An 18,927-nucleotide genomic window follows, 5' to 3' on the forward strand; every position below is an offset into this window, starting at 1 on the left:
ATTCCTCTCACCTGGGTATGGGGAAGTTCCAGGGGGTTGGCTATTTATCCAAAATATCGAGTTATCAATAGTGTGAAACCAGAGGAAAAGTGTACAACTCTCGACCTTCCCCACCCGTTTTCCGTGAATGTGAAGTGAGTCTCTGCCAGGATATAGAAGGGAGCACCGGGGAGACAGGGCCAGGCCAGGGGCCGGGGTATAGGGGCAGGTCAGGGAGGTCAAGCGGAGTGAGCCGAAGATCCAGGCCACCAGCTGATTAGCGAGGAAGGCTCTCCTGACGAGCTTAGCAGCTGGTAGGACTTAGCTGAGGGGAACGGAGCCTCGAGCTGACCTGCCCCTATACCCCGGCCCCTGGCCTGGCCCTGTCTCCCCGGTGCTCCCTTCTATATCCGTCCGTCTGCAACGCCTTGCTCGCCGACTGCATAACCCCGAACTTCACATACACAAAACTATTACACAAAACTATCATTTATGCCTTTCCTTCTCCCCCAAATAATTCATGATTCGATAAGAGATAAACACATTCGATATTTCAGCAATATTGGAGAAATCAATGGGCACCAGTTCTTGTATCTTATCCATCCGGTACCGCACGGTATTCCTGTGTATAAATAAATCTGCAGCAGTTTTCTGCATATTTCCGTCATTAATAATGTACTGGTAAAGTGTATCAAAAAGGTTATTGTTGTGGGCTTTATCATACTCCTTCAGTGTGAGAAGATAAGGGTGGCACAGACTGTCACTGTCCAGGGGATAATCTGCCATTTCCAGGAATTCGAAATACTGTACCCTGGAATAGTAAATGATATATTCGCCCGGACAGGCGCAGCGGCCCAGGGTGATGGCTTTCAGAGACTGCTGGTAGAATTTATAGAAATCCTCTATCCTCCGGAAGCACCGGCTGATGCCTACATAAATGTGATTTGTGTATAAAAATTCCTGAATTTTGCTGAGCTGTTCCTCTAATTTATCCCCGTCGCAGACAGCAATAAAATGTTCGCGGTAATAGACTGCGGGAAAACGGTGAAACAGGTAGCTGCAGTTATCCCGGATATCATCCAGAGAACAGTCACTGCTGTTAAAGTTTCCCGGATTCATGGACAGGACGTACATCCGGGAGGGGAAGGTAAGCTTCCCCAGTTCCAGATAGGACAGAATCTCCTCTCCGGACAGATGCTTTCTTTCAATTAAATCCAGGAGCAGGTTTTCGTAGTACACAGACTGGGGGCGCTGATGGGTGGGCCTCTGATACTCCGACAATTTCATGCTGTACAGGGCGGCAATCTTTTCCAAAATGGTATAATCTTCCGGACGGATGTCTCTTTTGCATCCCATCATGATTACATTTCCGATGGGAATATCTTTATTCTTCAATTTAGATACCAGCTTTTTATTTTGGCTTTCTTCGCACCAAACCTCATATGTATTCTCTTTGCGCTTTCCTTCTTTTACACAGGGAAGCGTATTTACTTTTACGATGAATTCGTAGGGACAGAATCCATTTTTAATATGATCCAGCCAGAAAGAATCTGCGATCTCCAGGATATTAGAGTGCCCGATAATCTGGTAGCTGACATTAATGACTATAATAGGATTTAGCAGCAGATCCGCGGTCAGCTGGATTAAGGCCTGGAGGCTTTCACCATTTACGTAGGCTTCAAACAGTCTGGCATAGATATGATCCCGGGAGGGAATCTGTGTGAGTTCCATAGGCAGTCTCCTCAATATGATTATGCACAGTGCACCATTGGTGTAGGTATTTTTGGCACTGGTTAACATAGGAATTTGTTGATATATTGACTATAATTCAACTATAACACAGAGAAATTGATAAGGCAATGAGGGGAAAGAGAGAATATCGTCAGAAAGGATGGGTGCGGCAATGAAGTATCAGAGATTATTTGAGAGGGGACAGATTGGGTGCCTGGAGACAAAGAACCGGATTGTGATGCCGGCAATGGGCACCAATCTTCCCGGATGCAATGGTGAGGTTAATGAGGAAATTATCCGTTACTATGAAGAGCGGGCGGAGGGCGGCTGTGGTCTGATTATCACAGAGATTACCAGAGTGGATGATGAGACTGGGATCGGCACACCCTGTCAGCTGTGTGCAAACCATATCCGTTATATCCCCGGTCTGGAGCGTCTGGCCAGGCGGATTCACAGATATGACACCAGGATTTTTCTTCAGCTGCATCACCCCGGAAGAGAAAACCGCTCCAAATTTATAGACGGAAGGCAGATTGCAGGTCCAAGCCCGATTATGAGCAGCGCCATCGGGGAGATGCCAAGAGAGATGACCACAGAAGAAGTGGAGGGAATGGTAAAAAAATTCATTATAGGGGCGAATATCGCTAAGGCGGCTGGCATGGATGGGGTGGAGATTCACGCTGCCCATGGATATCTGGTAGGATCTTTTTTGAGCCCCCAAAGTAATATCCGAACAGATAAATACGGGGGAAGCTTTGACAACCGATTCCGTTTTCTGGCAGAGATTGTCGGGGGTATTAAAGCCTCCTGCGGAAAAAAGTTTCCTGTGTCTGTGAGAATCGACGGAGATGAATTTGTGCCGGGCGGATTTGGGCTTGAGGATGCGGTAAAGACAGCGGCAGCTCTGGAACAGCTGGGGGTTGATGTCATCAACGTGAGCGCAGGGACTTATGAAACGGTTAATACTATTATTGAGCCCACATCTTATCCTCAGGGATGGAAAAAGCACCTGGCAGCAGCCGTGAAAAAGGCCGTACATATACCAGTGATTGCCTGTGACGTGATCAGAAAACCTGATTTTGCGGAGCAGCTTCTGGAGGAAGGTATTCAGGATTTTGTGGCTTTGGGAAGAGCACAGCTGGCAGATCCTCAGTGGGGAAATAAAGCCAGGGAGGGTAAAGAGGAAGAAATTCGTCCCTGCATTTCCTGTCTGTACTGCATTGAAGATGTACTGAACGGAAAAATGATCAAGTGTGCTGTGAATGCCAGGTGTGGCCGTGAGACTGAGCTGACCGGGCTGTCAAAGGACGGAGCGGGCAGACGGGTCGTTATTCTTGGTGGAGGACCGGCTGGCATGGAAGCAGCCAGAGTTCTGGCTATACGTGGATTTATACCCGTGCTCTTTGAAAAACAGCCGGTATTAGGAGGAAGCGCACGGCTGGCGGCAGTTCCCCCGTTAAAAGAAAAAATCAGCTGGTACCTGGAGTATCTGGAGCACGAGATCAGGACCCTGGGTGCAGAGATTCACCTGGAGCGGGAGCCGGATGTGGAGGAGATTAAGGCCTTGGAGCCCTATGCTGTATTTTCCGCAGTTGGGGGCACAAATATCATACCTCCGCTTCCGGGAATTCAGGGAGAGAATGTATGTACAGTAACTGATATTTTGAGAAAGAAGGTAACAGTAACAGAAAAAAATGTGGTGATGGTGGGAAGCGGTATGACAGGACTGGAAACAGCAGAATTCCTGGCAGAGCAGAAAAACAAGGTGACAGTAATAGAGATGCTTCCCAATATCGGGCCAGGCATGTACACACCTAACCTTATTGATATTGTTACCAGGCTGAAAAAATATGGGGTGACATTGATCCCATCCTGCAAACTCTGTGAAGTGACCAAGGCCGGAGTAAGGGCAGAGAACATGAAGGACCATGCCGCTGTAGAGATACCGGCGGATCAGATCGTACTTTCTCTGGGAGTAAAAAATGATCCTACGTTCAGCAGAGTGCTCAGAGAGAATTTTGAGCGGGTATGTATCCTGGGAGACGCGTCAAAGGTAGGGCGGATCGCGCAGGCCGTACAGGCAGGTTATGAGGCAGCCAGTGGTTTGAGATAATCAGGTGATTAAAGGAGGTAATTGTATGGGTAGCTTTATTAAAACGATGGAACAGTTACAGCAGACAGCTGGGGGGAAAACCATATTTTTTGATGCCCGGATGCTGACCGTATATTGGGAGACAAAACCGGAAATTATTGAAAAAATCTTGCCGAAATGTCTGAAACCAGGGCCGGTGCCTCTGGTAAACGCATTTATTGCAGACTATCCCAGAACCAGTTTCTGCCCTCCATATAAAGAGGCCGGTATCTTTGTGCTGGCGGAAAAAGACGGAGTACTGGGAAACTACTGCCTGGATATGCCTATAACCGACGGTATGGCCATGGCTATGGGGCGGGAAATCTGCGGACTGCCAAAAAAACCTGCGGATATCCAGATGAACTGTGAGGGAAAAAGTCTGACTGGCAGCATTGCCAGAAACGGCATTGAATTCTTTCACATTGATGCAGAGATTACCGGGAAAATGAATGCGGAGGAAGGAAGAGATGTGGTGGACACCCAGATTGGTGACGGTGTTCCTATGTATAACATTAAGTACTCCAAGGCAGTGGACGGCAGTGGATTTGACCTTCCACCAACCCTTGTACGGCAGAGGCTGGTCTATAACAATAAGGAAAAAGACATGGCAGTATGCCAGATGGCGCTTACAGATTCCCCTCATGACCCGTGGGCTGAGCTTGAGGTGGTTAAGATGCTCGGAGGAATCTTTACGGTGGGTGACAATGTGCTGGAATCCGGTGAAAATCTGGGACAGATAAATCCTATGGAATTCCTGCCGTATTCCTACATCCGCTGGGACTGGTGGCTGAAATAAAAAGAGGAGGTTTAATTATATGAGATTAGAGGGTAAGGTAGCAGTAATCACAGGATCAACCAAGGGAATCGGAAGGGCAGCTGCCAGGCTCTTTGCGGAGGAAGGCGCAAAGGTAGTGGTAGTGGGAACCAGCGAAGAGGCCGGGAACTCCTGTGTGGAAGAAATTAAGGCAGCAGGCCACGAGGCCTTTTATCAGAAAACAAATGTGGCCTCTGAAGAGGAGCTTGACAGACTGGTGAAGGCATGCCTTGAAACCTATGGCCGGATTGACATTCTGGTGAATAATGCGGGTGTGGGCGGAAGTCTGGCGAACATGGATGACATTACCTATGAGGAGTGGAATAAGGTTCTGGCGGTTAATCTCACAGCGCCCTTCTCCCTGTGCAAAAGGGTAATTCCTATTATGGAAAAACAGGGAGGAGGAAATATTGTGAATGTTGCTTCCATGGCATCCACCGCAGCAGGAAGAGGAGGTCTTGCTTATACCACAGCAAAGCACGGGCTTCTTGGACTGACCAGGCAGATGGCAATGGATCATGGCCCCAAAGGGGTCCGCATCAACGCAGTGCTTCCGGGACCCATTGATACGCAGATGATCGCCCGAATTCTTCAGATGCCTCAGCATCCTGTATCCATGAAAATTAAAATGGATCCAGCAGGACGTCCGGGACAGCCGGAGGAAGTGGCAAAAGCAATTCTCTTTCTGGCCAGTGACGAATCTTCCTTTATCTATGGTACAGGGCTTGCAGTGGATGGGGGATACACCATTTTTTAACCAGCAGGGAAAAAGAAAAACAGATCTAGCCGGCATTGGGAAATTTCCCGGCGCCGGCTAGATCTGTTTTCTGTCTTTTGAGATTCCGAAGCCAAAGAACCGGCTTATTCTTCTATAAATTCTATGGAAGCATCCTTCTTTAAAGCCAGCTGCTGTTCTGCCTCGATACATTTCGTAATTCCGGCCAGTATGGGACATCCGGCGTGAACGGGAAAATTAGTTTTCGCATACTCAAAGAAGGGACCCTCCCCCGGTTTTACAAGACAGACCTCATAGGCGTCAAAGGTATCGCCCAGCACCTCCATCATTTTTTTGACACTTGGACAGCCGCTTTTTACTTTTACGGTTACCTCGGTTTCTTCTTCGTCAGAACACTCGGCGATTACAGTGGTTACAAAATTACAGATTCCAGGTTTGATTCTTACTTTCGTCATAGCTTATCCTCCCAAATATACATCATACTGCGGGACCCTCCTGTATTTATTCTGAAGGCGGGGCACGGCGTTCGCCGTATTTCTTCTCCCTTATGCACATCATACACCTAAAAACGCTCAGAAGCAATCAGAGTCTTGGCTGAGAGACAGTCCCTGTACCATGTACCTTTCAAGGCATGTTGCAGGGCTTGAAGTGAAAAGGAAATCTTAAATAATTATAATAAGAAAATAAAAAGTGTAGATATAAGAACTAAAATCAAATATAATAGGGATTGACAAAATAACAAACATGAATATATAGTATGATACCAGGATCAAAAGGTCGAAATGCCGTTCATGCTTGCATGATAAGGCATTTGAACTTTGGATCCGCCAAACATGAGGAAGCAGCGATTTATGCAGTAAATCAGCGGATTCCGAATGTTTGCAGGATTGTGGGAGTTGCGAAGCAACGGAACAATCCGTGGGCATCAGTTGGGGACAAAATACCTTTTGCCCCCAACATCATAGTATTTTATCAAGATTCAGAGGAGAACGTTATGATAAAATTAGTGGCCACCGATATTGACGGAACACTTCTGGACGAGGGGACAGACAGATTGAATCCGGAATTGTTTGATATAGTCAGAGATTTAAAAGAAAAAGGAATTATATTTGCAGCAGCCAGCGGACGGCAGTATGCCAGCATCCGAAGACTCTTTGATCCTGTTGCTCATGATATGATTTTTATTGCGGAGAACGGAGCGTATGTTGTGTGCCGGGATGTGGATATGCTGGAAGTGATGATGGACAGGACCAAAGCGGCAGAACTGGTGCAGGAGATCCGCAGGATGAAGGGATGTGAGGTCGCTGTTGCAGCAAAAGATGCCATGTATATCGAACGGGCAGATACAGGCCTTTATGATCTGCTGGTAAATGGGTACCACAATCAGGTAAAGGTGGTTGAGGATGTTTTAAAAGAGGATATCCCCATGATTAAGGTATCTATTTACTGCAGAGACGGCGTGGACGGTATAAGTCAGGGAGTGAAAACCCGGTGGGAAGGCACCTTCCGCACCATGCTGGCCGGCCGGATCTGGATTGACTTCGCAGACTACAGTGCAGACAAGGGGAAGGCGATACAGAGTATTCAGAAATCACTTCTGATAGACCGCTCGGAAACTATGGCGTTTGGTGACAATGGAAACGATTTGGGAATGCTGGCAAATGCAGAAGAAAGCTATGCCATCGGAAACGCCAGGGAAGAAGTAAAAAAGGCAGCGAAACACATTGCGGACACCAGCAGAAATGATGGGGTATTAAAAGTATTAAGAAAACTGGTGAAGACAGATGGAAATTAAATGGAACGGGGAGTTCGCATATGAGGTCACAGGAGACGGCGTAAAAATTTTACGCTGTTTTTCCTTTGGAGAATATGCGGGGATTCCCGGGGAGATAGAAGGAAAACCTGTAGCGGAGCTTGCTTCCTATGCATTTTCTGAGCATATGGATGGAACAATAAAGGAAAAGATAGATGCCGCAAGGAGTGCTGACCGGCTAAGTCCCCCTCAGGCACTCTGCGGAGTGCGGCTGAAGGAGATTTCTCTCCCGGAAACACTGGAGAGAATCGGACGTTATACTTTTTACAACTGCAGCAGTCTGGAAAGCATTCGGTTTTACAGCAGGACGAGGGACATAGGGGCTGGTGCCTTTACCGGGTGTCACCGGGTAAGAACTCTGGACTTTACCGTATGTGGCCAGGACGCGGCAGGGCTGAAGGAACTGTTGACTGAGCTGACGGAAGTCCTGTGTGTCTGCTATCACGGGGAGGAGGATGCCTGTCTGTGGTTTCCGGAATATTACGAGGAGGGGGTGGAGAATACACCTGCCCGTATTCTGGAGACACATGTGCACGGCACGGGACTTCATTACCGCAATTGTTTTTTGGAGAAGGAGTTCCAGTTTGAAGAATATGATTCCCTGTTTTATCTGGCAAAAGCCCAGGAGAATATCCAGCTGGCGGCCCGGATTGCTTTGGGAAGGCTTCTGTACCCCTTAAGACTGACAAAGGAGGCAGAAGAAAGGTATATAGAATATCTGAGAGAGAATGCCGGTAGCGTAGGGTGCTCTCTTATAGAGAATAAAGAGCTGAATCAGCTGGAATTTCTGGTTAAGAACTGTCTCCCTGGGGGTCAAAAAGGCAGAGAGACGTTGCATACTCTGACAGAGAAGGCAGGAGCCGATGGGTATGCCCAGGCCGGCAGCTTTCTTTTAGATTTCAGCCATACCATGTATCCCTCCGTGAGAAGGCGTTTTGTGTTATAGTAGAAGAAAAAAGGAGACCTTATGAATGCGCTGCAGAAACAGGAAGAACGACAAGTAAAGGAACAAGAACTTGGAAAAGAGATCCTCAGAAATGCCAGAAATGAGCTGTATCTGGGCATGCGGTTTCTGGATGTGGCTCTGTCCTCCCTTGCCTTCACCCCTGAGGAGGAGGTAGATGGGGTAGGCTGCGACGGAAGATGCCTGTTTTTTCACCCCCAAGCTCTTTTGGAAAGATACAAAGAGGGAAGGGTCTGGGTGAACCGGGCCTATCTTCATATGATTTTTCACTGCCTGTTTCGCCACATCTGGGGAAGCAAGGAACGGGAGGTCCGAAGATGGCATCTCGCCTGTGACATAGCTGCAGAATATGCCATTGACGGATTTCTGCAGAAAAGTATACGGCGCAGACAAGATATGCTGAGGAAGAAAGTATACCAAATCTGTCAGAGCCGGCTGAAGGTAGTGACTGCCCAGGGAATCTACAAAATACTGGAGGACATGTTTCCCGGGGAGGATGGAATGGCCCGCCTTGCCCACTGGGAAGCTGAATTCTACGCAGACGACCACAGCAAGTGGAAGCAAAACCAAAAGGACCCCAGACAGCAGCAGATGCAGCAGCGGTGGGATGACATCAGAGACAGGATGCAGACAGAGATGGAGACATTCTCCAAGGAGGCATCGGAGGATTCTAAAAGTCTGGCAGAGCAGGTGCAGGCTGAAAACCGTCAGAGATACGATTATAAAGACTTTCTCAGAAAATTCTCTGTGATGAGGGAGGAAATCAGGGTGGATATGGATACCTTTGATTACATTTTTTACCACTATGGGATGTCCCTTTACGGGAATATGCCTCTCATAGAGCCGCAGGAGACAAAGGAGATAAAAAAGATACAGGATTTTGTGATTGTAATCGACACTTCTATGTCCTGCAAGGGAGAGCTTGTGAAGAAATTTCTGGAGGAGACTTACTCTGTGCTCAGCGGGACAGAGAGCTTCTTTCAGAAGGCAAAGATTCATATTATCCAGTGTGATGACCGGATTCAGCAGGATAAGGTAATCACAAACAGGGAAGAGCTGGAAGAATATATGAGCCATTTTCAGATCATTGGGCAGGGGGGAACGGATTTCAGGCCGGCCTTTGCCTATGTGAATACACTGGTGGAACAAGGAACGTTTGAAAAGCTGAAAGGCCTGATTTATTTTACGGACGGTTATGGTACCTATCCTGCGGCCATGCCTTTGTATGAAACTGCCTTTGTCTTTCTGAAAGAGGACTTTCAGGATGTGGATGTGCCTCCCTGGGCCATCAAGCTGATACTGGAACCGGAGGATCTGGAGAACCCAAGGATAGAAGTGGATTGAGAAATAAAAGGAGATATACATGAATATCAAAAGGGCAAAAGAAGAAATCAAGAATTCTATTGAGGCTTATCTGCTGAAGGATGAGGAAGGGGAATATGTTATCCCGGAAATCCGGCAAAGACCTGTGCTTCTCCTGGGTGCCCCGGGCATCGGAAAGACGCAGATTATGGAGCAAATTGCGAAGGAGTGCCGGATTGGACTGGTTTCTTACACCATCACCCATCATACCAGGCAAAGTGCTGTCGGCCTTCCTTTTATCTCCGAGAAGGAGTTTGACGGCAGGCCGTATTCTGTGACAGAGTATACCATGAGTGAAATTGTGGCATCTGTCTACGAGAAAATCGAAGAGACAGGGCGAAAAGAGGGAATTCTTTTCATCGACGAGATCAACTGTGTGTCTGAAACACTGGCTCCTGCCATGCTCCAGTTCCTCCAGTGCAAAACATTCGGAAATCATGCCATCCCCAGGGGCTGGCTGATAGTTGCAGCGGGGAATCCTCCGGAGTATAACAAATCCGTAAGGGAGTTTGATGTGGTAACTATGGACCGGGTAAAAAAGATCCAGGTTGAGCCAGAATATCAGGCCTGGAAGGAGTACGCTTACAGAGAAAATATACATGGGGCCGTGATTTCCTATCTGAATACAAAACCAGGGAATTTTTATCAGATGGAGACAACAGTGGACGGAAAGATTTTTGCCACCCCCAGAGGCTGGGAGGATCTATCCAGGCTGATAGCAGTCTATGAGACACTGAAGAAAAAAGTGGATCGGGAAGTTGTCATTCAATACATTCAGCATCCCAGGATAGCTAAAGACTTCGCTAATTATCTGGAACTGTACTATATGTATCAGGCGGATTACCAGGTGGAGCAGGTGCTGCAGGGGAAGATTGACAGCCTGCTCCTAAAGAAACTGTCCCATGCATCCTTTGATGAGCGTCTCAGTGTGATCGGTCTGTTTTTGGAACGCCTGAGTACCTCTTTCCGGAAGGAACAGGAGATGGAGGCTTATGTAGAGCGGCTTTACCAGCAGCTGAAGAGAATAAAAAAGCATCTGGAGGAAAATATTGCACAGGAAGAAGCTGCAGCTGCACCAGAGGAGGTTCTTACACAGGGGATCTCCCTGTTAGAACAGGAATTGGAAAACAAGAAGAAAGCAGAGATTCTGGGGAGGGAAGAGAAGAAGACATTGGTATGGACAATCAATACACTGGAAGCTTACCGGTCAGTTCTTCGCACTGAGAAGGCCGGGGATCCGGAGACAGCAGTTGAGCGGCTTCAGGAATTGTTTCTTGAGGAAACGGAAAAGCTGGAAGCCTTCCAGAAGAAGTCAGAGGACAGACTGGAGCATGTCTTTGACTTTATGGAGGCGGCCTTCGGAGAGAGCCAGGAGATGGTAATCTTTATGACAGAACTGAACGCCAATGTTTACAGTGTGAAATTCCTTCAGGAATATGAGTGTGAGAGATATTACAGGTATAATAAGCAGCTGTTGTTTGAGGAAGCTAACAGAGATCTTCTTGAGAGGATTAACAGTATATGAATAGAAGAGATGAAGCAAGACAGGTAAAATTGATAGCCATGGACATTGACGGAACGCTGTTGAATTCTCATAAACAGGTGATGCCAAAAACAAAGGAGATTCTGGAAAAGGCAGCAGCTCAGGGGATTCATATAGTGGCAGCCACCGGAAGAGCTTTTACTGCACTTCCCACGGCAGTGAGTAAATGGGGGATCATGGAGTATGTGATTACCTCCAACGGCAGCAGTTTGTTTTCCCTGAAGGATCAGATGCGCGTCTACGGGCGCGATATGGAGCGCCGCACGGTGGAGGAATTGACTGAACTTTTACTCTCCTGTCCGTGTCCGGTGGAGGTGTTTATGGAAGGACAGGCATACGCTTCCAGATCCTACGTGGAAAACCCCGGGGCATACCGTGTGTCCCCGGAAAGCGCGGCCTATGTGCAGAAAACCAGGAAGCCTGTCAAAGATATAAAAGGATTTATAAGAGAGAACCTTGGAAGGATAGAGGGAATGGATTTGGTAGTTTCGGATCCAGAGCTGAAAAGGGAACTGCGGAGCCGGGCGGAACAGATTCCGGACCTCTATGTAACTTCTTCCCTGGACCGGTATCTGGAATTCGGACCGGCAGGGGCAGGAAAGGGCAGAACTCTGGAGGAGCTTCTTTTAAGGCTGGGGCTGAAAAAAGAGCATATGATTGCGTTTGGAGACGGTGAGAATGACAGGGAAATGCTTGAGGCAGCCGGCCTGGGAGTTGCCATGGCCAATGGGAACCCTGTGCTAAAGGCGGTGGCTGATACCGTGACGGCATCCAACGATGAAGAAGGAATCTGGGAAATCTTAAAAGAGTATCTATAAAAACTGCAGGTTTTTGTTATAATGAAGATATGCGGGTGATACGGGAGCGTGCAGCCCGGTTTCCAATTACGGATAAAGGGATTACAAGGGGGGCTTTTGTCATGACAAAAGAGGAAGAGGCAATACATAATAAGGAGTATGCTTACAGATGCATACCCCACAGCGCGGCCTGTGACCGTGAAGGCAGACTGTACTGCAGAGCTGCCAATGCAGTGTTAGAGAATCCGGTATACTGCAGCTATTGTCCCTGTTTTACTGGGAGAGACGGGAACGGACAGCCTGTCTGCCGATATTATGATTTCCCGTGGCAGGAGAGGACAGACTGCCGTACACCCAATCAGTGGAAAAAGTATGCGGACGGTCTGATAGGTGCCGGTCTGGTGCCGGTGTTTCCTGATTATATTTTAAAGAGGGAAAAGACAGAGGAGTCCATAGAACAGGCGCTGCAGTTTGCAGCAGAGGCCCACAAAAGGCAGGTTCGGAAGGGGACCGGCATTCCATATATTGTGCATCCCATGGAGGTTCTTTCAATCTTAAGAGGGATGACAGAGGATCCGGATATTCTTATGGCAGGGGTACTCCACGACGTTCTGGAAGATACCCCCAGCGGGGAGCTAGAACTGGAACAGAGGTTCGGGCAGAGGGTGCTGAAACTGGTGAAGAAAGAGACCGAAGATAAGAGACGGCATCTTCCGGCAAAAGATTCCTGGAAAATCAGAAAAATGGAGATGATCAGCCAGATTAAGAAAGAACCCGCGGAGTTAAAAAAAATAGTACTTGCGGATAAGCTGTCCAATATGAGGGCCACCAAAAGGGGCTATGACAAAGAAGGCGAAGCTATATGGCAGAGGTTTAATGTCACGGATCCAGGGATGCATCGGTGGTATTATACGACAATTGGCGAAATCCTGTCAGAGTTGGAGGATACGCAGGCTTATCAGGAATACATGTATCTGTGCAGGGTGATTTTCGGGCATGAACAGTCAGAAGGATAGAAGGGCCGGATAGGAACAAGGGAATGAATCCATTGGAAGGGGTAGAAAATGAGAGGGGTCTGCTATGAACTATGACATCCTGTACAGCGGAAGAAAGACGCTGTGCATACAAATTACAGAGAAGGCAGAACTGCTGGTGAGGGCACCCTATGGGTGCCCGAAGAAAATAATAGAAGAATTTGTGGCTGCCAAAGAACCTTGGATTCAAAAGAAAATTGCCGGGAGAAGGGCAGAACTTAAGAAAAAGGCGGTCCCACCCTACTCCCCCAAGGAAAAGCAGCACCTGATTGAGATGGCGGGGAAAAAGATTGGAGATAAGGTGCGGGTCTACTCCAAAATCATGGGGGTTACCTTTACACGGATTACCATTCGGGAACAGAAAACCCGCTGGGGAAGCTGCAGTGCAAAAGGCAGCCTGAATTTTAACTGGCGGCTGATTCTGGCCCCCGAAAAGGTGCTGGATTATGTGGTGATACACGAACTTGCCCACCGGAAGGAGATGAATCATTCCCCTGGGTTTTATCAGGTTGTGGAGGATGCCATGCCGGACTACAGAATATATCAGAGGTGGCTGAAAGAGCATGGAAGGGAACTGTGGGAAAGATCATAAGGAGGTTCGTATGGAAGAGTATTTAATAGAAGATATGGCTGCTGAGGCAGGGTTTACAAAGGCTAAAGTGATAAAAGCGGAACAGCTGGTATTCAACGCCGATTTCCGGCGCTACTGTGAGGAGAACCTCTGCGGCAATTACGGGGACAATTATTCCTGCCCTCCGGACTGTGGTTCACCGGAACAGATGGAGGCCAGGGCCAGAGAATATGAAAATGCCCTGGTATTTCAGACTGTCTGTGAGGTGGAAGACATGAATTCCCAGGAAGAGCTGGCCCGTTTGAAAAAGGAACATAATAAGAGATCCAGAGCTTTTATCAGGAGACTGAAAGAGGCGGGACTTACCGGACTGCCTATGCTGGCTGGCCCCTGCGATCTGTGCCGGCCCTGCAGAAGAGAAAAAGGGGAGGAGTGTGCCTATCCGGAACAGATCAGCTCCTGCCTGTCTGCCTACTGTGTACAGGCGGATAAAATGGCAGAGGCATGTGATATGACATACTGGGGAAACGGCAGACAGATATCTTATTTCAGTCTGTTCTTATATCACTAGACAACAGGAAAGGAAGAGAGAATGGCAATTACTATTGTACAACGTCAGAAATTGCTGCAGCAGGTAGAGCGTGTACTCCATGTACCGGGTAACTTTACCAAGGAAATACTGGAGATGGCGCTGGTACTGGATTGCGCAATGGAAAAAGAAGAATTAGAGGATACCGTTATAGAGCTTGTAAAAACCCTGAAGGGCCACGGCCAAGTGTTCCGCAATGTGAGGCTGAATGTACTTTGGTGGAAGGCGGATGGAAGAGTGGAATCCACCGTGGCGGCTATGCCCCGTCTGATGATGTCAGCTTTTTACCAGGGATTTGAACCTGTGAAAGAGAAAAAGACTCTGGAAAAACTGGCGGGATATCTGAAAATGTATTATGCCAGGTCCAAACTTATCATAGTTGTGACGAACGGAGAATATGAAATCAGGGACCAGGACCAGGCCAAAAGGAACGGAGAGCCTTTTCTAAAGCGGAAGTTTCTGCTCTGGAGGAAACGAGAGGTATACAATTACAGAGAGACACTGCTCTTAGAATAAAAAAAGAGAAAGCTGTAGCAAAATACGGCTTTCTCTTTTTTAAATCTCTTCGTCCATCAGATTTATATTGTGCGGCTCTTTATAGGTTGAGAGAACGATATTAGTACTGGTTTCTCCGAATTTCTGAATCTTGTTCAGGAAGTTATCCAGATCCATGGTGCTCTTGAAAAGTACTTTCAGCAAAGCAAAATATTGTCCTGTAATCCCATGACACTCAATTACGTTGGGACAGGACTGCACATAAGAATAGAACTCATCTCTGGAGGCAGTTTCCACAGCCACACTGATAAAGGCTGTCACCATAAATCCCACAGCTTTATTGTCCAGATTGACAGAATAGCCCTTGATAATATTATCTTTTTCCATTTTCTCTATTCTTGTTTTGACAGCAGGGGAGGTGAGTCCCACAGCCTCAGAAATCTGTTTAAAAGAAGTTCTCCCATTCTGGCTTAATATTTTAAGTATTTCTTTATCTAATTTGTCCATGAATATTCCCCGCCTATGGTTTCCCTGCTTGACACATTCTGAAGCAGGGAATGATTTTCTGCATGTATATGATACCATAAGATACTCTGCTGTTGTTAGTATTATTTTAAGAAATTAACAAAATTTTCTTTTTTGTCTTCTTCAAAGGCAAAGCATTAATTGGCGGTTGACAAAGCAACTAATTTCTGCTAAGATTTCCCTAATGGAATTACTAAAACATACTATTTAGGCGATAAAACTTTATATAATAAATATTTTTTCCGAATGTACTTTATTTTATAAAGAACACACTGTAAGAAAACCAGAATTAACCGGTGAATACAGCAGCCTAGAGGAATGAGTGCAAGGTAATTTACAAAAGATTATGGAGGCAATGGTATGAAAAAAAGAATTAGTTTGCTGTCAGCCCTGATATTGTCAGCGGCGCTTGTGCTGTCAGGATGTTCAGATGCCCCTGCGGAGTACGGTGATTCCAAAGGGAGCGGGGAATCGGATACCTCGGAGGCTGCTTCATCAGGTGTGCAGGATACGTCCAAAGAGACAGATGGGGATCAGTTGATTGTGGCCATTCAGTCTGACCCCAGCGGACTGGATCCCCATATGGTGACCGATAAGGCGGCTGGGATCTGCATTGAGAACATGTACAATACGTTATTTACATATACGGAGGCTTATGGGGAGGTGGCGCCCTCTCTGGCCGAATCCTATGAGGTTTCTGAGGATGAGCTTGTGTATACCCTTCATCTTCAGGAGGGGGTTAAGTTTCACAGCGGGAATACTATGACCAGTGAGGACGTAAAATATTCTCTCGAGAGAATTATGAATGGGGGGGCACGGGCTTCCCAGTTTGACAAGGTTTCGTCCATCGAAACTCCGGACGAGAACACCGTTGTAATTACACTTTCCTCCCAGTACGCACCGTTTCTTACCTATCTTGCCAATTCATTAAATGCAATAGTGGAGAAGGCAGTGGTGGAGGAAAACGGAGGGAGCCTTGCCAATGCAGACGCAGGGTCAGGCCCATACAAACTGGAACAGTGGACAGAGGGCAGCAGTCTGAACCTGACAGCATTCCCTGAATACTGGGAGGAGGGGCTTCCAAAAGTAAACAGCCTTGTTTTAAAGACAATTGCAGATGCCACGGCACGCGCCACTGCCCTGAGAAACGGCGAGATTCATATGATTATCGATGCCATAGATCAGGAAATTGCAGTTTTGAAGGACGCAGAAGGGGTAACCATGGAATCTGTTCCGGGTACCTTCTGGGAATATGTGGGCATGAACTGTGAGTCAGAATATCTGAAGGATGTAAAAGTAAGACAGGCCGTTGCCAATGCAGTTGACAGGGATGCCATTAATACGGCTGTAAAAATGGGAAATGCCGAAGTACTGAAAGAGGCTAATATTCCATCCACACATGAGTACTACGGCGGTGATGAAGTTTATCCTGCAAGAGATTTGGAAAAGGCAAAAGCCCTGTTAAAAGAAGCCGGATATGAGGAGGGCGAGATAACATTAAAAATCACTGTCGGTTCTGACTGGCAGTATCAGGTAGATGCCGCGCAGATGGTGAAGCAGCAGCTGGCAGAGGCAGGCATTGAGTCAGAGATTTCCGCACTGGAGTCAGGGGTGTATTTTGACGGTCTGAATCAGGGAGACTTTGACCTGACAATTTGCGGTTGGTCAGGTTTTGTAGACGCTGACGAATATTTATATAACCTGTTTACCACAGGCGGTGCGTATAACCAGCAGAAGTACTCTAACCCTGCGGTAGACGAGCTGTTGGAACAGGGCCGTTCCACTCTGGACAAGGAAGAGAGAATGGCGATTTACAAAGAAGCACAGAAAGTAATTGCAGAAGATGCCCCCATGGCGTTTTTGTACATGAACAATTTTACCGTTGCCATGCGGGATAATGTTAAGGGTTATACGGTGCATCCAACCGCTACTACCATTTTCCTGAAGGACGTTTATTTTGAGTAAATTATGAAATTCCGGAAAGAGTCTGATGCGTCAGGCTCTTTCCTGTATTTTGCATATCTGTGAAAGGAGAAGAGAATGCTTCGATATATTCTGAAACGGTTGGTTAGTATCATTCCCGTGCTGCTGGGAATCTCTGTGGTAGTCTTTTTTGCCGTGCGGCTGATTCCGGGTGATTATGCCACGGTTACTCTGGGAACCCAGTACACGGAAGAAGCTGCGGCGGCTCTGCGGCAGAGATATGGATTGGATCAGTCCATAATCACCCAGTATTTTATATGGCTTAAGGGAATTCTGACCGGTGATTTTGGATTTTCCTATATTTCCAATCAGCCGGTAGCCCTGCTTTTGTTTTCCCGGGTGCCGGTTACGCTGGAACTTACCCTCTTCAGCCTGCTGATGGCTGTATTGGTGGGAATTCCCATGGGCTACTGGGCAGCCTGCAAGAGAAACCGTATGCCCGATTCTGCGGTTACCGTGCTGGGACTTCTTGGGATCTCTATCCCGGGGTTCTGGCTGGGGACCATGCTGGTCTTGTTCTTTTCCCTGACCTTAAAGTGGTTCCCCTCCGGGGGATTTGTCCCTCTTTCTGAGGGGATACTGGCAAACCTGAGATGTATGTTTCTGCCGGCTCTTGCTCTGGGAGTGGCGGTGAGCGCTGTGGTTATGCGTTCTTCCCGGTCAGCGATGATTGAGGTAGTAGATCAGGAATATATGAAGATGGGGAAGGCAAAGGGGCTCTCTCAAACCAGGCTGATCTTAAAACACGGCGTTAAGAATACAATGATTCAGGTGCTGACTATTTTAGGTCTCCAGACAGGATCTCTCTTAGGAGGATCTGTGGTAATAGAGCAAATATTTTCACTCCCGGGCATTGGCTCCCTCGCCTTGCAGGCGATTAATAACAGAGATTATCTGGTGCTCCAGGGAACCGTATTGTTTATTGCCGTTATGTTTGTATTGATTAATCTGATCGTGGATTTGCTGTATTGTGTGGTAAATCCTCAGATTCGTTATTAGGAGGGCTGGTATGAAAGAGTTTATGCATCGTTTTATACATAACAAGCTGGCTGTGGCTGGAAGCCTTATCCTGCTGCTGTTTATCCTGTCAGCTGTTCTGGCCCCTGTGATTGCTCCTTTTGACCCTTACTATATGGACAGCACAGCGGTGCTGATGCCGCCGGGGGGGAAGCATCTTCTGGGGACGGACAATATGGGGAGAGATATTCTGTCCAGAATCATCTATGGTTCCAGAATCTCCCTTCAGGTGTCTCTTGTCTCTGTCAGCATTGCCACGGCAGCAGGTGTATGCCTGGGGGTGCTGGCCGGATACTTCGGCAAACTTACGGACGGGATTATTTCCAGAGTGATTGAGATTATGTTTGCTTTTCCTGAGGTCTTGCTGGCACTGTTAATCATGGCTATTCTGGGGCCAAGCCTGAATAATATTATGATTGCCATCGGGATTGTCTATACTCCTATTTTTGCCAGAATAACAAGGGGAGCTGTCCTCACGGTAAAGGAATCCCTCCATGTGGAGGCAGCCCGATCCATAGGGGTATCTGACTTCTCTATTATAGTGCGTCATATTCTTCCCAATGTGCTGGCCCCTATCCTGGTGCAGATTACCTTGTCTCTGGCCTTTGCAATCCTGTCAGAGGCAGCCTTAAGTTTTTTGGGAATTGGCGTGGAGCCGGACATTCCTTCCTGGGGAATTATGCTGAACAACGGTAAATCATGGATTGAGATTGCCTGGTGGGTGGGCGTATTTCCGGGAATCGCCATAGCCCTGGCTGTGCTGGGATTTAATATACTTGGGGATGGGCTTCGGGATGTTCTGGATCCCCGTCTCAGGAATGTGGAAAATTAGAGAGGGGGAAC

General features: G+C 47.4%; 19 protein-coding genes. 15 read left to right on the plus strand and 4 right to left on the minus strand.

Annotated features, from left to right (window positions below; translation table 11 throughout):
• Positions 1-337 precede the first annotated feature (337 nt).
• The gene (locus tag GKG41_RS23730) at positions 338-469 is read right to left on the minus strand and encodes a hypothetical protein (protein WP_279233614.1); all 132 of its coding nucleotides are present in this window, start codon (positions 467-469) and stop codon (positions 338-340) included.
• The gene (locus tag GKG41_RS07535; RefSeq protein WP_173015541.1) at positions 466-1,710 is read right to left on the minus strand and encodes a helix-turn-helix domain-containing protein; all 1,245 of its coding nucleotides are present in this window, start codon (positions 1,708-1,710) and stop codon (positions 466-468) included. Before GKG41_RS07535 ends, GKG41_RS23730 begins: the two co-directional genes overlap by 4 nt.
• A gap of 172 nt (positions 1,711-1,882) precedes the next feature.
• Between GKG41_RS07535 and GKG41_RS07540 the strand changes: the two genes are divergently transcribed.
• Genes GKG41_RS07540 through GKG41_RS07550 form a run of 3 tightly spaced genes read left to right on the plus strand, consistent with a single transcriptional unit; the run spans position 1,883 to position 5,412 of the window.
• A complete protein-coding gene (locus tag GKG41_RS07540) occupies positions 1,883-3,823 on the plus strand; it encodes an FAD-dependent oxidoreductase (RefSeq protein ID WP_154257926.1) in 1,941 nt (646 codons plus the stop codon).
• A gap of 25 nt (positions 3,824-3,848) precedes the next feature.
• Entirely contained in the window at positions 3,849-4,637 is a 789-nt protein-coding gene (locus tag GKG41_RS07545) for an acetoacetate decarboxylase family protein (protein WP_154257927.1), read from the plus strand.
• A gap of 19 nt (positions 4,638-4,656) precedes the next feature.
• A complete protein-coding gene (locus tag GKG41_RS07550) occupies positions 4,657-5,412 on the plus strand; it encodes a glucose 1-dehydrogenase (RefSeq protein WP_154257928.1) in 756 nt (251 codons plus the stop codon).
• A 104-nt stretch (positions 5,413-5,516) separates the two neighbouring features.
• Here the strand turns inward: GKG41_RS07550 and GKG41_RS07555 are convergent, their stop codons facing one another.
• Positions 5,517-5,846: a hypothetical protein gene (locus GKG41_RS07555; RefSeq protein WP_154257929.1), complete on the minus strand. Its 330-nt coding sequence runs from the start codon at positions 5,844-5,846 to the stop codon at positions 5,517-5,519.
• A 539-nt stretch (positions 5,847-6,385) separates the two neighbouring features.
• Between GKG41_RS07555 and GKG41_RS07560 the strand changes: the two genes are divergently transcribed.
• The 9 genes from GKG41_RS07560 to GKG41_RS07600 all read left to right on the plus strand — a co-directional run bounded on the left by GKG41_RS07560 (position 6,386) and on the right by GKG41_RS07600 (position 14,580).
• Positions 6,386-7,186 carry an HAD family hydrolase gene (locus tag GKG41_RS07560; RefSeq protein ID WP_173015540.1) on the plus strand — a complete coding sequence of 267 codons (801 nt, stop codon included), beginning with the start codon at positions 6,386-6,388 and terminating at the stop codon, positions 7,184-7,186.
• Positions 7,176-8,150: a leucine-rich repeat domain-containing protein gene (locus GKG41_RS07565; protein ID WP_154257931.1), complete on the plus strand. Its 975-nt coding sequence runs from the start codon at positions 7,176-7,178 to the stop codon at positions 8,148-8,150. The genes GKG41_RS07560 and GKG41_RS07565 overlap by 11 nt, the downstream gene beginning before the upstream one ends.
• 21 nt (positions 8,151-8,171) lie before the next feature.
• Positions 8,172-9,512 (plus strand): VWA-like domain-containing protein, encoded by a 1,341-nt coding sequence (locus tag GKG41_RS07570; protein WP_154257932.1) that lies wholly within the window; start codon positions 8,172-8,174, stop codon positions 9,510-9,512.
• Positions 9,513-9,531: 19 nt separating this feature from the next.
• Positions 9,532-11,055 carry an AAA family ATPase gene (locus GKG41_RS07575; protein ID WP_154257933.1) on the plus strand — a complete coding sequence of 508 codons (1,524 nt, stop codon included), beginning with the start codon at positions 9,532-9,534 and terminating at the stop codon, positions 11,053-11,055.
• Entirely contained in the window at positions 11,052-11,891 is an 840-nt protein-coding gene (locus GKG41_RS07580) for a Cof-type HAD-IIB family hydrolase (protein WP_154257934.1), read from the plus strand. The genes GKG41_RS07575 and GKG41_RS07580 overlap by 4 nt, the downstream gene beginning before the upstream one ends.
• 101 nt (positions 11,892-11,992) lie before the next feature.
• A complete protein-coding gene (locus GKG41_RS07585) occupies positions 11,993-12,886 on the plus strand; it encodes an HD domain-containing protein (protein WP_154257935.1) in 894 nt (297 codons plus the stop codon).
• Between the two features lie 64 nt (positions 12,887-12,950).
• Positions 12,951-13,496 carry a M48 family metallopeptidase gene (locus GKG41_RS07590; protein ID WP_154257936.1) on the plus strand — a complete coding sequence of 182 codons (546 nt, stop codon included), beginning with the start codon at positions 12,951-12,953 and terminating at the stop codon, positions 13,494-13,496.
• Between the two features lie 10 nt (positions 13,497-13,506).
• The gene (locus tag GKG41_RS07595) at positions 13,507-14,046 is read left to right on the plus strand and encodes a DUF2284 domain-containing protein (protein WP_173015539.1); all 540 of its coding nucleotides are present in this window, start codon (positions 13,507-13,509) and stop codon (positions 14,044-14,046) included.
• 21 nt (positions 14,047-14,067) lie between these two features.
• Positions 14,068-14,580 carry a hypothetical protein gene (locus GKG41_RS07600; protein ID WP_154257938.1) on the plus strand — a complete coding sequence of 171 codons (513 nt, stop codon included), beginning with the start codon at positions 14,068-14,070 and terminating at the stop codon, positions 14,578-14,580.
• A 39-nt stretch (positions 14,581-14,619) separates the two neighbouring features.
• On the opposite strand, the gene GKG41_RS07605 is transcribed toward GKG41_RS07600, so the two are convergent.
• Positions 14,620-15,066 (minus strand): Lrp/AsnC family transcriptional regulator, encoded by a 447-nt coding sequence (locus GKG41_RS07605; protein WP_154257939.1) that lies wholly within the window; start codon positions 15,064-15,066, stop codon positions 14,620-14,622.
• Positions 15,067-15,444: 378 nt separating this feature from the next.
• On the opposite strand from GKG41_RS07605, the gene GKG41_RS07610 reads away from it, so the two are divergent.
• The 3 genes from GKG41_RS07610 (at position 15,445) to GKG41_RS07620 (ending at position 18,916) form a co-directional block, all read left to right on the plus strand.
• On the plus strand, positions 15,445-17,049 hold the full coding sequence (locus GKG41_RS07610; RefSeq protein ID WP_154257940.1) for an ABC transporter substrate-binding protein: 1,605 nt from the start codon (positions 15,445-15,447) through the stop codon (positions 17,047-17,049).
• Between the two features lie 75 nt (positions 17,050-17,124).
• Positions 17,125-18,066 carry an ABC transporter permease gene (locus tag GKG41_RS07615; protein WP_154257941.1) on the plus strand — a complete coding sequence of 314 codons (942 nt, stop codon included), beginning with the start codon at positions 17,125-17,127 and terminating at the stop codon, positions 18,064-18,066.
• Positions 18,067-18,076: 10 nt separating this feature from the next.
• The gene (locus tag GKG41_RS07620; protein ID WP_154257942.1) at positions 18,077-18,916 is read left to right on the plus strand and encodes an ABC transporter permease; all 840 of its coding nucleotides are present in this window, start codon (positions 18,077-18,079) and stop codon (positions 18,914-18,916) included.
• Positions 18,917-18,927 lie beyond the last annotated feature (11 nt).

Source organism: Lactonifactor sp. BIOML-A5 (assembly GCF_009677585.1).
In the GTDB taxonomy this organism is placed as follows: domain Bacteria; phylum Bacillota; class Clostridia; order Lachnospirales; family Lachnospiraceae; genus Lactonifactor.

What these genes read in the sequence shown, in the direction of transcription:
- GKG41_RS07555 (WP_154257929.1), bottom strand. Translation starts at nt 5,846, where the DNA reads ATGACGAAAGTAAGAATCAAACCTGGAATCTGTAATTTTGTAACCACT.
- GKG41_RS07590 (WP_154257936.1), top strand. Translation starts at nt 12,951, where the DNA reads ATGAACTATGACATCCTGTACAGCGGAAGAAAGACGCTGTGCATACAA.
- GKG41_RS07560 (WP_173015540.1), top strand. Translation starts at nt 6,386, where the DNA reads ATGATAAAATTAGTGGCCACCGATATTGACGGAACACTTCTGGACGAG.
- GKG41_RS07600 (WP_154257938.1), top strand. Translation starts at nt 14,068, where the DNA reads ATGGCAATTACTATTGTACAACGTCAGAAATTGCTGCAGCAGGTAGAG.
- GKG41_RS23730 (WP_279233614.1), bottom strand. Translation starts at nt 469, where the DNA reads ATGATAGTTTTGTGTAATAGTTTTGTGTATGTGAAGTTCGGGGTTATG.
- GKG41_RS07535 (WP_173015541.1), bottom strand. Translation starts at nt 1,710, where the DNA reads ATGGAACTCACACAGATTCCCTCCCGGGATCATATCTATGCCAGACTG.
- GKG41_RS07605 (WP_154257939.1), bottom strand. Translation starts at nt 15,066, where the DNA reads ATGGACAAATTAGATAAAGAAATACTTAAAATATTAAGCCAGAATGGG.
- GKG41_RS07585 (WP_154257935.1), top strand. Translation starts at nt 11,993, where the DNA reads ATGACAAAAGAGGAAGAGGCAATACATAATAAGGAGTATGCTTACAGA.
- GKG41_RS07550 (WP_154257928.1), top strand. Translation starts at nt 4,657, where the DNA reads ATGAGATTAGAGGGTAAGGTAGCAGTAATCACAGGATCAACCAAGGGA.
- GKG41_RS07545 (WP_154257927.1), top strand. Translation starts at nt 3,849, where the DNA reads ATGGGTAGCTTTATTAAAACGATGGAACAGTTACAGCAGACAGCTGGG.
- GKG41_RS07575 (WP_154257933.1), top strand. Translation starts at nt 9,532, where the DNA reads ATGAATATCAAAAGGGCAAAAGAAGAAATCAAGAATTCTATTGAGGCT.
- GKG41_RS07580 (WP_154257934.1), top strand. Translation starts at nt 11,052, where the DNA reads ATGAATAGAAGAGATGAAGCAAGACAGGTAAAATTGATAGCCATGGAC.
- GKG41_RS07570 (WP_154257932.1), top strand. Translation starts at nt 8,172, where the DNA reads ATGAATGCGCTGCAGAAACAGGAAGAACGACAAGTAAAGGAACAAGAA.
- GKG41_RS07615 (WP_154257941.1), top strand. Translation starts at nt 17,125, where the DNA reads ATGCTTCGATATATTCTGAAACGGTTGGTTAGTATCATTCCCGTGCTG.
- GKG41_RS07620 (WP_154257942.1), top strand. Translation starts at nt 18,077, where the DNA reads ATGAAAGAGTTTATGCATCGTTTTATACATAACAAGCTGGCTGTGGCT.
- GKG41_RS07540 (WP_154257926.1), top strand. Translation starts at nt 1,883, where the DNA reads ATGAAGTATCAGAGATTATTTGAGAGGGGACAGATTGGGTGCCTGGAG.
- GKG41_RS07565 (WP_154257931.1), top strand. Translation starts at nt 7,176, where the DNA reads ATGGAAATTAAATGGAACGGGGAGTTCGCATATGAGGTCACAGGAGAC.
- GKG41_RS07595 (WP_173015539.1), top strand. Translation starts at nt 13,507, where the DNA reads ATGGAAGAGTATTTAATAGAAGATATGGCTGCTGAGGCAGGGTTTACA.
- GKG41_RS07610 (WP_154257940.1), top strand. Translation starts at nt 15,445, where the DNA reads ATGAAAAAAAGAATTAGTTTGCTGTCAGCCCTGATATTGTCAGCGGCG.